14 protein-coding genes and 1 tRNA gene are annotated in these 13,833 nt (G+C 54.0%); 8 read left to right on the top strand and 7 right to left on the bottom strand.

Annotation, left to right across the window (positions count from 1 at the left end; translation table 11 throughout):
- Positions 1-13: 13 nt before the first annotated feature.
- Positions 14-1,513, bottom strand: coding sequence for a leucyl aminopeptidase (locus tag JQR86_RS05030; RefSeq protein WP_239381386.1), 1,500 nt, complete (start codon positions 1,511-1,513; stop codon positions 14-16).
- Positions 1,514-1,669: 156 nt separating this feature from the next.
- On the opposite strand from JQR86_RS05030, the gene lptF reads away from it, so the two are divergent.
- Positions 1,670-2,782 (top strand): LPS export ABC transporter permease LptF, encoded by a 1,113-nt coding sequence (gene lptF, locus JQR86_RS05035; RefSeq protein ID WP_010795342.1) that lies wholly within the window; start codon positions 1,670-1,672, stop codon positions 2,780-2,782.
- A complete protein-coding gene (gene lptG / locus JQR86_RS05040; RefSeq protein ID WP_010795341.1) occupies positions 2,775-3,836 on the top strand; it encodes an LPS export ABC transporter permease LptG in 1,062 nt (353 codons plus the stop codon). The genes lptF and lptG overlap by 8 nt, the downstream gene beginning before the upstream one ends.
- A gap of 50 nt (positions 3,837-3,886) precedes the next feature.
- Here the strand turns inward: lptG and JQR86_RS05045 are convergent, their stop codons facing one another.
- From JQR86_RS05045 to JQR86_RS05060, 4 genes are all read right to left on the bottom strand, one after another.
- Positions 3,887-4,366: an RDD family protein gene (locus tag JQR86_RS05045; RefSeq protein WP_434154437.1), complete on the bottom strand. Its 480-nt coding sequence runs from the start codon at positions 4,364-4,366 to the stop codon at positions 3,887-3,889.
- Between the two features lie 79 nt (positions 4,367-4,445).
- On the bottom strand, positions 4,446-5,366 hold the full coding sequence (locus JQR86_RS05050) for a bestrophin family protein (protein ID WP_074824824.1): 921 nt from the start codon (positions 5,364-5,366) through the stop codon (positions 4,446-4,448).
- 56 nt (positions 5,367-5,422) lie between these two features.
- A complete protein-coding gene (locus JQR86_RS05055) occupies positions 5,423-5,665 on the bottom strand; it encodes a hypothetical protein (protein WP_010795338.1) in 243 nt (80 codons plus the stop codon).
- 767 nt (positions 5,666-6,432) lie between these two features.
- Positions 6,433-6,519, bottom strand: a tRNA-Leu gene (locus JQR86_RS05060).
- Between the two features lie 103 nt (positions 6,520-6,622).
- On the opposite strand from JQR86_RS05060, the gene queA reads away from it, so the two are divergent.
- The 6 genes from queA to JQR86_RS05090 all read left to right on the top strand — a co-directional run bounded on the left by queA (position 6,623) and on the right by JQR86_RS05090 (position 12,615).
- Positions 6,623-7,666, top strand: coding sequence for a tRNA preQ1(34) S-adenosylmethionine ribosyltransferase-isomerase QueA (queA, locus tag JQR86_RS05065; protein WP_434154438.1), 1,044 nt, complete (start codon positions 6,623-6,625; stop codon positions 7,664-7,666).
- Between the two features lie 10 nt (positions 7,667-7,676).
- On the top strand, positions 7,677-8,795 hold the full coding sequence (gene tgt, locus JQR86_RS05070) for a tRNA guanosine(34) transglycosylase Tgt (protein WP_037030442.1): 1,119 nt from the start codon (positions 7,677-7,679) through the stop codon (positions 8,793-8,795).
- 30 nt (positions 8,796-8,825) lie between these two features.
- Positions 8,826-9,164 (top strand): preprotein translocase subunit YajC, encoded by a 339-nt coding sequence (yajC, locus tag JQR86_RS05075; RefSeq protein WP_010795334.1) that lies wholly within the window; start codon positions 8,826-8,828, stop codon positions 9,162-9,164.
- 63 nt (positions 9,165-9,227) lie between these two features.
- A complete protein-coding gene (gene secD / locus JQR86_RS05080; protein ID WP_286787456.1) occupies positions 9,228-11,096 on the top strand; it encodes a protein translocase subunit SecD in 1,869 nt (622 codons plus the stop codon).
- Between the two features lie 9 nt (positions 11,097-11,105).
- Entirely contained in the window at positions 11,106-12,014 is a 909-nt protein-coding gene (gene secF, locus JQR86_RS05085; protein WP_010795332.1) for a protein translocase subunit SecF, read from the top strand.
- Positions 12,015-12,069: 55 nt separating this feature from the next.
- Positions 12,070-12,615 (top strand): glycine zipper 2TM domain-containing protein, encoded by a 546-nt coding sequence (locus JQR86_RS05090; RefSeq protein WP_010795331.1) that lies wholly within the window; start codon positions 12,070-12,072, stop codon positions 12,613-12,615.
- A 50-nt stretch (positions 12,616-12,665) separates the two neighbouring features.
- Here the strand turns inward: JQR86_RS05090 and JQR86_RS05095 are convergent, their stop codons facing one another.
- Positions 12,666-13,238, bottom strand: coding sequence for a BON domain-containing protein (locus tag JQR86_RS05095; RefSeq protein ID WP_010795330.1), 573 nt, complete (start codon positions 13,236-13,238; stop codon positions 12,666-12,668).
- Positions 13,235-13,828 carry a phosphoheptose isomerase gene (locus JQR86_RS05100; protein ID WP_010795329.1) on the bottom strand — a complete coding sequence of 198 codons (594 nt, stop codon included), beginning with the start codon at positions 13,826-13,828 and terminating at the stop codon, positions 13,235-13,237. Before JQR86_RS05100 ends, JQR86_RS05095 begins: the two co-directional genes overlap by 4 nt.
- Between the last annotated feature and the right edge of the window lie 5 nt (positions 13,829-13,833).

Below are 13,833 nucleotides of genomic sequence, written 5' to 3' on the forward strand. Positions count from 1 at the left end.
GCGCTGCACCGATTCAGCCTTGGCTGCGGTCTAGCAGATACTGCATAAGCAATGGGACGGGGCGGCCGGTAGAGGCCTTGTCCTTGCCACCACTGATCCAGGCTGTGCCAGCGATATCCAGGTGAGCCCATTTGTAGTTCTTGGCAAAGCGCGACAGGAAGCACGCTGCCGTAATGGTGCCTGCTTTAGGGCCACCAATGTTTGCGATATCAGCGAAGGGACTGTCGAGTTGCTCTTGATACTCATCATGCAGAGGCAACTGCCATACGCGGTCATCAGCCGCATCGCCGGCGGCTTTGATCTGCTGGATCAGGTTGTCATCGTTACCTAGCAGGCCAGAGACAACCGACCCCAGGGCTGTGACGCAGGCGCCGGTCAGTGTAGCGATATCGATCACGGACTGGGGCTTAAAGCGCTCGGCATAGGTTAGTGTATCGCACAGCACCAGACGGCCTTCAGCGTCTGTGTTGAGGATTTCCACCGTCTGACCGCTCATGGTTGTGACGATGTCGCCAGGGCGGGTCGCCGTTCCACTAGGCATGTTTTCGGCGCAAGCCAACAGGCCTACCAGGTTGATTGGGAGCTTGAGCTCGAGCGCGGCACGGAATGTACCCAGTACGCTGGCAGCACCACACATGTCGTATTTCATCTCATCCATGCCCTGGCTGGGCTTGATGCTGATGCCGCCGGTATCGAACGTAATGCCTTTGCCGACCAGAACATGGGGGGCTGTGTCTTTTGCAGCACCCTTGTATTGAAGCACTACCAGGCGGGGCGGTTGCTCGCTGCCTTGTGCCACGGCGAGAAACGAACCCATGCCCAGCTCGCGCATCTTCTTTTCGTCCAGTACATCGACTTTGAGGCCGGTTTCCTTGTACTGCTTGCCAAGTGCTTTGGCTTCGTCCGCAATGTAGGCGGGGTTACAGATGTTTGGCGGCAGGTTGCCAAAATCCTTGGCATAGGCAACGCCTGCAGCAATGGCCTGGGCATGGACAAGGCCTCGCTCCATATCAGCTTGAGCGGCCTTGCTGCCTGCCAGAATGATTTTCTTCAGAGCACGAGGCTCGGCTTTCTTGCTCTTGAAACGATCAAAAACATACAGGCCATCCGCCAGCGTTTCAGCCAGCAGGCGAGCCTTCGCATAGCCGTCACGCTGTTTGACGTTGACATCGCCGAGGAGGAAGGCGGCATCAGTACCGCCCAAACCTTTGAGTACGCCTAATGCTGCGCTGACCACTTTGCGATACGTGCGATCGCCCAGGCCTTCTTCGGTATTTCCAGTGCCCACCAGCAAAACGCGCTCGGCTTTCAGACCGGTAAGGCCGGTCAGCAGCAGCGTCTGCCCCGGTTTGCCTGCCAGATCACCGCGCTTGACTGCAGCGCTCAGGGCGCCACCGGTAGCGGTATCGACCGTGGCCGCCGAAGCGTCCATATAACCATGTTCACCAACAGCAAGAACCAGTGTGGCTGTTTTCAGTGTTTCCGGACTTGCACTTTTAACGAGAAATTCCATTACGAGAAGCTCCCCAAGACAAACGAGTAGGTTTGCAGGATAATGCCAGCTATTTTCGCCGGGGCCGCCCTGCGGGCTGCCTTGCGCGGGTCGGTTTAGCAACGGCGGCTAGTTTGAGCGTACGCGCCTGAGCCTGACAACCCTGGAGAGCCTTGTTTGATCGTCTTTCGTTATCTAGCACGTGAAGTTCTCACCACCATGGGCGCGGTAAGCGCCGTTTTGCTGGTGATCATCATGAGTGGTCGCTTTATTAAATATCTGGCTCAAGCTGCGCAGGGTATCCTGGATCCTGGCGCCTTGATGATGATCATGGGATACCGGATTCCCGGTTTCCTAGAGCTGATTCTGCCGCTTGGTCTATTTTTGGGGATTCTGCTCTCCTATGGCCGTCTGTACCTGGAAAGTGAGATGACGGTCCTTTCCGCTACCGGAATGAGTCAGCAACGCCTCCTGGCCTATACGATGGCACCGGCAACACTCATTGCGCTTGTTGTTGCCTGGTTGAGTCTGTCGCTGACCCCTATGGGCGTTCAGCGTGTGGGTGAGATCCTGAATCAGCAGGATGCGCTGACCGAGTTCGACACCCTGGCGCCCGGTCGCTTCCAGTCGCTGCGTGATGGCTCGCGGGTGACCTATACCGAAGCGCTCAGCAATGATCGTACCCAGCTCTCGGGCGTCTTTATTTCTGAAAAGAATGAAGCCAAGGCCGGGTCTGATCGGGGCATTGGTGTGCTGATCGCCGATAAGGGCCACCAGGAAATCCATTCCGATGGCAGTCGTTACCTGATTCTGGAAAATGGTTTCCGGTATGACGGTACCCCAGGCCAGGCGGACTATCGTGCGGTTCAATACGATACCTACGGAGTGTTGCTTCCTAAACCTGAAGTCAGTACGGATGTAGGTGCACGCGAAGCGATTCCGACACGTGCCCTGATGTCCAGTGATGACATCCGTCAGAAGGCCGAGCTGCAGTGGCGTCTTTCCATTCCGGTGCTGGTTTTCATCGTGACGCTGATTGCCGTGCCGTTATCGCGTGTCAATCCACGTCAGGGACGCTTCCTTAAACTACTGCCCGCCATCCTGCTTTATATGGCCTACCTTTCCCTGCTGATTGCCGCCCGTGGCTCGCTCGATAAGGGCAAGCTTCCGCCTGCCATCGGTCTTTGGCCGGTTCATCTGTTGTTTCTTGCGTTAGGTTTGCTGCTGGCCTTCTGGGAGCCGTTGCGCCTGTCCATGCGCCGCCGTGCTACGGAGAGAGGTCATGAGTAAACTCGATCGTTATATAGGTCGCTCGGTTCTAGTCAGTATTCTGGCTGTTCTTGGCGTTATTCTTGGATTGGCCTTGCTGTTTGCCTATATCGATCAGCTAGGGGATTTCGATGATAACTACGGCGCCCTGCAGGCGCTTACGTATGTACTGTTGACTGGCCCGCGGCGGGCTTATGAGCTCCTGCCCATGGCAGCGCTGATAGGCTGTCTGATTGGCCTGGGCTCGCTGGCCAGTAGCAGCGAGCTGATCATCATGCGAGCCGCTGGTGTCTCGCTGGCTCGAATTGTCTGGGCTGTCATGAAGCCTATGCTGCTGATCATGCTTGCAGGCGTGCTTATTGGTGAATATGTCGCTCCCTGGTCGGAAAACATTGCTCAGAGCAACCGTGCAATGGCGCAGGGCGGCGGTGATGCCCAGAGTTCCAAGCATGGCCTGTGGCATCGTCAGGGACGTGAGTACGTTCATATCAATGCGGTGCAGCCCAACGGTGTTCTGTTTGGTATTACACGTTATCAGTTTGATGAGCAGCGCCATTTGCTGTCGGCAAGTTTTGCCAAGCGTGCCGAGTACCGAGGCGACCATTGGGAGCTGCAAACGATCTCCACGACCCACTTCCGTGATCGTCACACCGAGGTCATAACAGCTCCAACAGAAAATTGGGACATCGAACTGACACCACAAATACTCGACACCGTTGTGATGGAGCCCGATGCTTTGTCCATTTCTGGTTTGTGGTGGTACATCCATTACCTGGCGGATCAGGGGCTTAATAATGCCTCTTACTGGCTGGCGTTCTGGGGCAAGGTATTCCAGCCGCTGGTGACAGCAGCACTTGTATTAATGGCCATTTCATTCATCTTCGGCCCGCTGCGCTCGGTAACATTGGGTCAGCGTATTTTTACCGGTGTGGTAGTAGGATTCGTATTCCGTATTGCTCAGGACCTGTTGGGGCCCTCCAGTCTGGTATTTGGATTCTCACCCATATTGGCGGTCCTGGTGCCTGCAGGAGTCTGTGCATTGGCAGGCATATGGTTATTGCGTAAAGCGGGCTGATGTCCTCACGAAAAAGGCTGAACATTCATCTGTTCGGCCTTTTTTGTGTCCTACTCCAAGATATGTATGGTTTGGCTCTTGGAAGCCAGATCAGACCAGCTTCGCCTGCGTGTATCGACGAGTATCCATAAAAGGCCTACCCCTAGGCAGAGATACGAGAAAAGAGCGGCGGCGAAGCGCATGGCGGCTTGAGGCAGACTAATCCTTGTGCCGTCGGTATTTTGTATTCGGATCTTCCAGGCCTGCATGCCGAGCGTTTGGCCGTTATGTATCCAGTAGCCCGCAAAGTAAGCAAAGCTGACCAATACAATCAGGATGCTCAATATAGGGTCGCCTATCAGCTCCCCTTGTTCGGCCATTGCCTTGAGGCGGGAACCTCCCATCCAGGCCGCCAACCCGCCGAAATAACCCAATGTAGCCACCATTACCAAGGCAACAAGCAGGATGCTGTCATAGAGGCTTGCAGCTAGTCGCCTGGCAAGACCGGCGGATGGGTATTTTCTGGTAGGCAGGGATAGGGTTCGTGGCATGAGGCGTTGCTGTTCGTAATAAGCGTTCTACTGCAACACCTGGTAGTTAGCATGGCAAGCCTGTCTTTCCTCGAAAGGCTTACAGCAATAAACCGTCCTGAGGATGTAGAGGGGGCGGGAGGTCTCGTTCATCCAGCAGTTCAAGCAGGGAGATTTCCAGACCTCTGCACATGGCATTGAGTGGCAGGTCGTTTGGCATCTTATCGAAAGGGTCCGCTATCTGATCTCCCAGGGCATCCAGTCCAAAAAAGGTATACGCCAGTACGCAAACAGCAAGTGGGGTAAACCAGCCAATGCTATCCACCAGGCAGAACGGTAGTAGAAAACAGTAAATGTGTACGGTGCGATGCAGCATCAGAATATAGGGATAGGGGATAGGTGTATTTCTGATGCGTTCACAGCCTCCCAGCACATAAGAGAGGCGACTGATCTGTTGATCTACAGAGCTAAGAAGAATTTCGCTGGAGTTGTGTTGCCGCATCAACTGACTGATGTTCTGTCCAATAAGACCCAGTATCACATTAGGCCGATTGGCGGCTGCCAGCGCCCGGGCGCAATCGTTCTGTATCAGAAGGCGCTTCAGGTCGGGCGTTGGGTCATCGTTTCTCAAGTGGTCGCGAAGCGCATGGCTGAATGCGGTTAGTTGAAGGGCTATGGAGCGTCGCTCTTCAACAGTCATTCCAGGAAAAAAACTCAACGTTTGCCGCACTAGGTTGCGAGAGACGATGAGCAGTTCTCCCCACAGGGTCCGCGCTTCCCAAAAGCGCTGGTAGGCCACGCTATTACGAAAGCCCAAGAATATCGCCAGCGTCAGTCCCCAAAGTGTAAAAGGCGTAGCTGTCAAAATAACCTTGTAGTGGTAGAGGGTGCCATGCGTGGCTACGACAAAGGAGCTTAGCAGCACCGTGTAGAGCACTCGCTTCCAGATGGCGGGAATAATGGAGCCTTTCAGAGAAAACAGCAGCACCCATAGCGATGGGGTCTGAGGGCGTACGATCATGCTAACCCTTATGCTCAAATACCAAACGGTGGGAAGTGGGCGTCAGCCGAGTGCCGCTAGCATTCGGAAATATCACCATAAAGACGCAGGGTTCGTTCCTGAATTTCTTCTTTTATCTCATCGGCGACAGCCTTGAGCAGAACGGCATGATGAAGCTGGGTGGCGTGTAGATCCCTCTCGACAATGATGCCGTGGGGTGTCGTGACAATGACTCTGGCGAAATTCTCATCTCTTTCCAGGCATTCCACCTTGCCTTCGCAAGCGAGTTGACTGACTAATGCGGCCAGCAGGTTCTTCATATCCATATCCCCTCAGATGTATCAGAATGACATGACTTCCGGTCCCTGAGTTCTCGCCGTTTGGCGGAAGAGGCTTGGAGGAGTGTGCCTGGCGTTCATGCACTATTAAAAAGCCTCGTGCAAGACGAGGCTTTAAGACAAAGCGTCAACTGGCTTTTAATCACCATTGGAAAGCGGGCCTGTAATACGTCGGCGCAGGCTTGTGATAATGGGCACGATGACGTGGCGGCGGAGCGTAATAGTGTCTTGCGTGGAGCCTATGGTAGTGCAGCCTTTGAAGCTGACGGTAAGTAATAGGGGCTTTGTAATTCTCATGGTGAGGCGGCGGCCCATAAACCCGCTCACGCTCAAAAGCCGCGGCTTCACCTGCACTGATAAGGCAGCCGATGAGTAAGGTTACCTTCAATATTCGACCTGGCATACGTACCTCCTTCAGCAAGAGCTTTTGCCTCGCTGCTATAAAGCACCGTACGGCTGTCGCGTGACGTCAAGGCAGGTAAAGGTTGGGTAAAGCGGTGAGGCAGGAAGACCGCTCAAGCCTGCGTTAAACGGTGCAGAACGATGCATAGAGAGATCGGGAGGATGAATCTTTCGCGTTGGCTTGTAATGATCTACTCCAAGGCACGCCTGAGGCGCTTTATACCAAGGAAGTAGTTATTACTTGGGAGAGCCAGAAGAGGGCAGGATAGAGAGACACAAAAAAACCGGCTCTAAGGCCGGTTCTTCTGATGTTTCGGGACTTGGTGGGAAGTCCTGAAAACTTTGTATGGTGCCTCGGGAGAGACTCGAACTCTCACTCTGTCGCCAGAAACGGATTTTGAATCCGCCGCGTCTACCGATTCCGCCACCGAGGCAATGGCGGCGCAGTATAGGGATGAGATTGTTTCGAGTCAACGCTTTAAATGGTCTTATTTCATCTCTTCCGGTAAGCTGTGCGACCTTTCGAGATGAGCCTGCATGCAAGTTTCCGATTTTTATTTTGAACTACCTGAATCGCTCATAGCACGTCATCCGCTATCCGAGCGCCGCGCAAGCCGGCTGCTGGTGCTGGACGGCCCTTCTGGAGCGATCAATCATCAGCAGTTTTCCGACCTGCTGGACTATCTGCGTCCAGAGGATCTCATGATCTTCAACGATACGCGGGTTATTCCTGCGCGATTGTTTGGGCAAAAAGCCAGTGGCGGAAAGCTTGAAATACTTGTCGAGCGTGTCCTGGATGAATTCAGGGTCTTAGCTCATGTGCGTTCCAGCAAGTCTCCCAAACCGGGTGCAGTCATCCATGTCGAGGGTGGCGGAGAGGCGGAGATGCTGGCGCGGCATGATGCGCTGTTTGAGCTGCGCTTTGCAGAGCCTGTGCTGGGGCTTCTGGAGCGGGTAGGGCACATGCCGCTGCCGCCCTACATTGATCGCCCGGACGATGAAGAGGATCGTGAACGGTATCAGACCGTTTATGCCCGCAATGCAGGGGCTGTGGCTGCACCGACGGCAGGGCTGCATTTTGACGAAGCCATGCTGCAAGCCATTCGCGAAAAAGGTATCGAAACCGAATTCGTGACGTTGCATGTGGGGGCCGGTACGTTCCAGCCCGTTCGGGTTGATCGCATCGAAGATCATCATATGCATCGAGAGTGGTTGCAGGTCAGTCAGGCGGTTGTTGATGCCATCGAGCGCTGCAAGGGCCGTGGCGGGCGCGTCATTGCAGTGGGCACGACCAGTGTCCGCTCCTTGGAAAGCGCTGCGCGTGACGGTCAACTCAAGGCTTTTAGTGGCGATACGGATATCTTCCTTTATCCTGGCAAGCCTTTTCACGTTGTCGATGCGCTGGTGACCAACTTTCACCTGCCCGAGTCGACGTTGCTGATGCTGGTTTCGGCTTTTGCAGGTTATCCCGAGACAATGGCCGCCTACGCCGCTGCCGTTGAGCAAAACTACCGTTTCTTTAGTTATGGTGATGCCATGTTCATTACCCGTAACCCAAACGCCAAAGGGCCAGAGTCCTGAAATGAGTTTCATGAAGTTTGAGTTGCTGGCGACCGAAGGCCGGGCCCGTCGAGGCCGACTGAGCTTTCCTCGCGGCGTAGTCGAAACCCCTGCGTTCATGCCGGTTGGCACATACGGCACCGTCAAAGGCATGCTGCCACGGGACATTGAGGCGATTGGGGCACATATCATCCTGGGGAATACATTCCACCTATGGCTGAGGCCCGGGGTCGAAGTCATTGGTCGTCACGGCGATCTGCATGATTTCATGCAATGGAAGGGCCCTATCCTTACGGATTCTGGCGGCTTTCAGGTATTCAGCCTGGGGGCGCTGCGCAAGATCAAGGAAGAGGGCGTCTACTTTGCGTCGCCAGTCGATGGTGCCAAGGTCTTCATGGGGCCGGAAGAGTCCATGGCCGTTCAGCGAGCGCTGGGATCGGACATCGTCATGATCTTTGATGAGTGCACGCCGTATCCTGCCGACTTCGATACAGCCAAGCGCTCCATGGAGCTGTCGCTGCGCTGGGCCAAGCGTTCACGTATTGCCCATGGTGATAGCCCTTCGGCGTTATTTGGCATTGTCCAGGGCGGAATGCATGAGGAGCTACGTCTGCGTTCGCTGGAGGGGCTGGAAAACATCGGTTTCGATGGTTACGCCATCGGCGGGCTTTCAGTGGGAGAGCCGAAGGAAGAAATGATCAGGGTTCTGGACTTTCTTCCGCCGCATCTGCCTGCTGACAAACCTCGTTACCTCATGGGTGTTGGAAAGCCGGAAGATCTGGTCGAAGGTGTGCGGCGTGGCGTCGACATGTTTGATTGTGTAATGCCTACACGTAACGCACGTAATGGGCACTTATTCATTGATACCGGCGTTCTCAAGATTCGTAATGCTGTCCACCGGCATGACGATTCACCCTTGGATCCGACCTGCGACTGCTATACCTGCCGCAACTTTTCCCGTGCTTATCTGCATCACTTGGATAAATGCGGCGAAATGCTAGGCAGCATGCTGAATACAATCCATAACCTGCGTCACTATCAACGGCTGATGTCTGGTTTACGTGATGCTATTCAACAGGGTAAATTGGCCGACTTCGTCGATTCCTTCTATGCGCGCCGCGGCTTGCCTACCCCGCCGTTGGCAGATTGATTTCCAGACTTTGCAACAGGAGTTATTGCAATGAGCTTTCTGATCCCCGCTGCCTATGCCCAGGAGACTGCTCCGGCGGCTGCCGCACCAGGTGGTGAATATATTCAATTCATTTTCCTGATCGGTTTCGTGGTCATTTTTTACTTTCTGATCTGGCGTCCACAGGCCAAGCGTGCCAAGGAGCACAAGAACCTGCTGGGCAATCTGCAGAAGGGTGACGAAGTGGTAACGTCCGGTGGTATCGCTGGACGTGTAGTAAAGGTGACGGATGATTTCGTGGTTATCGAAGTATCCGATACTGTCGAACTCAAGTTCCAGAAAGGTGCGATTGCCGCTACGTTGCCCAAGGGCACGTTGAAAGCAATCTAATCCTACCTCTAGGTATATGCACGGGGCGCGCAAGGCGCCTCGTTTCTTAATCCGGGCGGTGTCATGCTCAATAAATATCCCTTATGGAAATACCTGCTGATCCTGGCAGTGCTGGTGGTCGGCTTCATTTATTCCGCGCCCAATCTCTACCCCGATGATCCTGCTATTCAAATCAGCAGCTCAAGCACGGAGCTGACGGTGAGTCAGGCGGAATTGGATAACATTACCAAGGCGCTGGCCGACACCAATATCAGCGTAAAGGCTGTCGATCTTGCCAGTGACGGTAAGCGTGGGCTCATTCGGTTGAGTAAGGCAGATGATCAATTGCCGGCTCAGGACGTAGTGCGCAAGACCTTGGGTGATGACTATGTCGTTGCGCTTAACTTAGCCCCGACTACGCCCGAATGGCTGCGCAAGCTTGGCGCAAGTCCAATGAAGTTGGGTCTTGACCTGTCGGGTGGTGTGCATTTCCTGCTATCCGTTGACATGGATAAGGCTGTCGATGCGCGTATGAAGGTGTACGACAGCGAAGTGAAGACACTGCTTCGTCGCGAGAGAGTCCGCTACCGCAGTCTTCCCCAGCAGGGCAATGTCATTCAGCTGGGCTTTGCTGATGCGCAAGCTCTGGAGCAAGCGTCCGATCTGATCCGAAAGAATTACAACGACTTCGTTCTGACAAATGAAGCGCGTGACAATCTTCAGGTGCTACGCCTTGAACTGTCTCAGGCGAAGCTGACGGAGATTCGTGAATATTCCATCAAACAGAACCTTACTACTGTTCGTAACCGTGTGAACGAGCTGGGTGTGGCCGAGCCGCTTGTTCAGCGTCAAGGCGCCAACCGTATTGTAGTAGAGTTGCCTGGCGTACAGGACACTGCAGAAGCGAAGCGTATTCTCGGCAAGACGGCGAACCTGGAGTTCCGTCTGGCAGCAACGCAAGACACTCCGCGCAGTGCTACAGAAAGCTTTGAGTTCCGTGATGCCGGTCGTCAATCCGTTCCGCTGGAACGCAGTGTAATCATCACGGGTGATCAGGTTACAGACGCTTCTGCAAGCTTTGATGAAAATGGTCGCCCGCAAGTGAACATCAAACTGGATGGTCACGGTGGTGATCTGATGAGTCGTGCTACGCGTGGAAACATTGGACGCAGCATGGCCGTTGTGTTCATTGAGCAGAAGCCGGTGACTCGCTACGAGCGTCAGACCGTTAATGGTGTTGAAAAGGATGTCGCTGTACCAAGCTTCCAGGAAGATCGCCGTATTATCAGTCTGGCTACCATCCAGTCAGCGCTGGGCAACAGTTTCCGTATTACAGGGCTGAATGGTTCTGGTGAAGCCTCCGAACTTGCGCTGCTGTTGCGTGCTGGTGGTCTTGCCGCGCCCATGTATTTCGCTGAGGAGCGAACGCTGGGTCCAAGCCTTGGTGCAGATAATATTGCCAAGGGCCTTAATGCTGCGCTCTGGGGAATGGCTTTTGTCTCCCTGTTTATTATCGTGATCTACCGCGTCTTTGGTGTGATCGCGACAGTGGCGCTGGGCTTCAACATGGTTCTTTTGATCGGGTTGATGTCTGTCCTTAATGCAACGCTTACGCTGCCAGGTATTGCCGGTATCGTTCTGACAATGGGTATGGCGGTTGATGCCAACGTATTGATCTTCTCGCGTATCCGCGAAGAGCTGGCGAATGGCATGCATGTACAGCGAGCCATTCATGAAGGTTTCAGCAGGGCGTTCAGTGCGATTGTTGATGCCAACCTGACTACGCTTCTCGTCGGCGCGATCCTGTTTGCAATGGGCACCGGCCCGGTCAAGGGCTTCGCTGTCACAATGTCGCTCGGTATTTTCACCTCCATGTTCACAGCCATCATGGTGACTCGCGCAATGGTCAACCTGAGCTTTGGCGGCCGTAACATCAAGAAGCTGTGGATTTGAGGAGCTGCGATGAAACGAACCATTAATTTCATGGGCGTGCGCAATGTTGCGTTCGCCCTGACACTGGTGCTTACATTGATTGCCATTGGTAGCCTGGCTATCAAGGGACTCAATTTCGGCCTGGATTTCACAGGCGGAACCCTGATTGAGCTGCGTTATGAGAAAGCAGCGGATTTGGGAAGCATTCGTACTCAACTGGAGCGTTCAGGCTTTAAGGATGCTGTTGTTCAGAGCTTTGGTGCGACTACCGATGTGCTGGTACGTATGCCTGGCGATGATGCGCAGCTAGGTCAGAAGGTTGCGGCTGCGCTGCAGCAGGCCAGTAACGACAATCCGGCTTCTGTTACGCGTGTCGAGTTCGTAGGTCCCCAGGTAGGGGAAGAGCTGCGGGACCAGGGTGGACTCGGAATGCTTCTGGCGCTGGGCGGGGTATTGCTTTACGTCGGTTTTCGTTTCCAATGGAAGTTTGCGTTGGGGGCGATCCTGTCTCTCGTGCACGACGTTATTGTTACGCTTGGCGTGCTGTCGTTCTTCCAGGTTACGTTCGATCTGACCGTTCTGGCCGCAGTACTGGCTATCATTGGCTATTCATTGAACGACACCATCGTGGTGTTTGACCGGGTGCGTGAAAACTTCCGTGTTTTACGCAAAGCAAGCCTGATCGATAACATCAACATCTCTACTACGCAGACACTTCTCAGAACCTTGGCGACCTCCATTTCCACATTGTTGGCAATTACAGCATTGCTGGTCTTTGGAGGCGATAACCTCTTCGGTTTCTCGGTTGCCTTGTTTATTGGTGTGCTCGCAGGGACTTATTCTTCGATCTATATCGCAAACGTTGTGTTGATCTGGCTGAATTTGAACTCGGAAGACCTGATACCACCAGCAGCAAAGGAACTTGATGACAGGCCTTGATGTCCAAGGCTTGGAATAAGGTGGATGCCTTGTTGGTGAATCAGGAGAGATTGACGTGAATAAATCGATGCTCGTTGGAACGGTATTGGGCGCAGTTCTGGTTACGGCTGGAGGTGCTGTTGCCTATGGTGTTTCAGATCGAGGTCCAAAGTTCGCTGAGGTCGTAGCCGTCCAACCGGTCAAGGAAACGATCAAAACGCCCCGTGAAGTCTGTAAGGATGTAGCGGTTACACATCGCCGGCCTGTACAGGATCAGCATCAGATTGCTGGGACTGCCATCGGCGCTGTAGTCGGTGGTCTGCTGGGTAATCAGGTCGGTGGGGGTAATGGCAAGAAGCTTGCTACTGTCGCCGGGGCTGTGGGTGGAGGTTACGTAGGTAACAAAACCCAGGAGCACATGCAGAACTCCGATACCTATACCACCACGCAAAAGCGCTGCAGCACGGTTACAGACGCGAGCGAAAAAGTGGTGGCTTACGACGTCAAGTATCTGCTGGATGGCAAGGTGGGGCAGGTCCGCATGGATCGTGATCCCGGTAAGCAGATCCCCGTACAGGGTGGTCAGCTGGTATTGGCCGAGCAGACTGCTTCCGTACAGTAAAAAAGTAACCACAAAAAAACCCGCCATATGGCGGGTTTTTTATGCTCGAATCAGTCAATGTACTCGAAGAGTTTCACGATCCTTTGAACACCAGAGACGCTCTGAGCAACGTTTGTGGCCAGATTGGCTTCTTGGTGCGTCACCAAGCCAAGCATGTAAACAATGCCATTTTCCGTGACTATCTTGATGCGAGAGGCAGGCACACTGTTATCAGTAAGCATCTTACTTTTGATCTTGGTGGTGATCCAGGTGTCGTTGTTGCGAGCCAGTAGTGAGGAAGGCTCAAGTACCTGGAGTTCGTTATGAACCAGCTTTACACGTTGTACATTGCGCGCAACCTGCTCGGCTTGTGCCTTGAGTTCTGGACGTGGAGTCTGGCCGGCCAGTAGAACTACTCCGTTATAGCTGACAACGACAATGTGCGACTTATCCAGGTCAGGGTTGGCCTTGGATATATTCACTTTTGCCTTGGTCTCGATCAGTGAGTCATCAATCTTGCTACCGATGGTCCGCGTGCCGCGGTTGTCCGCGATGGGGTCGTCACGGGTTGCGCTTAGAAAGCCGCTGCAGCCGCTGAGTACGACGGTGAGGGCGAGGCAGGAAAGTGCCAAGCATTTTTTCATTCTTCACTCCCGAACAGTTGCTGATCTATCTGGTCGCACAGGCAGTGGATGACTAGCAGATGCACTTCCTGAATGCGCGCTGTGACTTTGGCTGGGACGCGAATCTCGATGTCCTCTGGCAGAAGCAGCGAGGCCATGCCTCCCCCGTCTCGCCCGGTAAGCGCCACAACGGTCATCTCGCGGTCATGGGCGGCTTGTATGGCCTGGATTATATTGGCTGAGTTTCCGCTGGTGGAAATGGCAAGCAGTACATCGCCAGGCTGGCCCAACGCCCGAATTTGCTTTGAGAAGACTTCGTTGTAGCTATAGTCGTTCGCAATTGAGGTCAGAGTCGAGCTGTCGGTCGTCAAGGCGAGAGCGGGCAGGCTTGGACGCTCTCGCTCAAAGCGATTGAGAAGCTCTGATGAAAAATGCTGGGCATCTCCTGCGGAGCCACCGTTTCCACAGGACAGGATTTTTCCTTCATTCAATAGTGCATTGACCATTACTTGGCTGGCATGCTCGATGTGAGGAACAAGCACATCCATGGCCTGACGCTTGGTCTCAATGCTGTCCAGGAAAAGTTTGGTAATGCGGGCTTGCGTGTCCATCGGGT

The organism is Pseudomonas sp. JZ134, assembly GCF_051027695.1.
GTDB classification, from domain to species: domain Bacteria; phylum Pseudomonadota; class Gammaproteobacteria; order Pseudomonadales; family Pseudomonadaceae; genus Chryseomonas; species Chryseomonas luteola.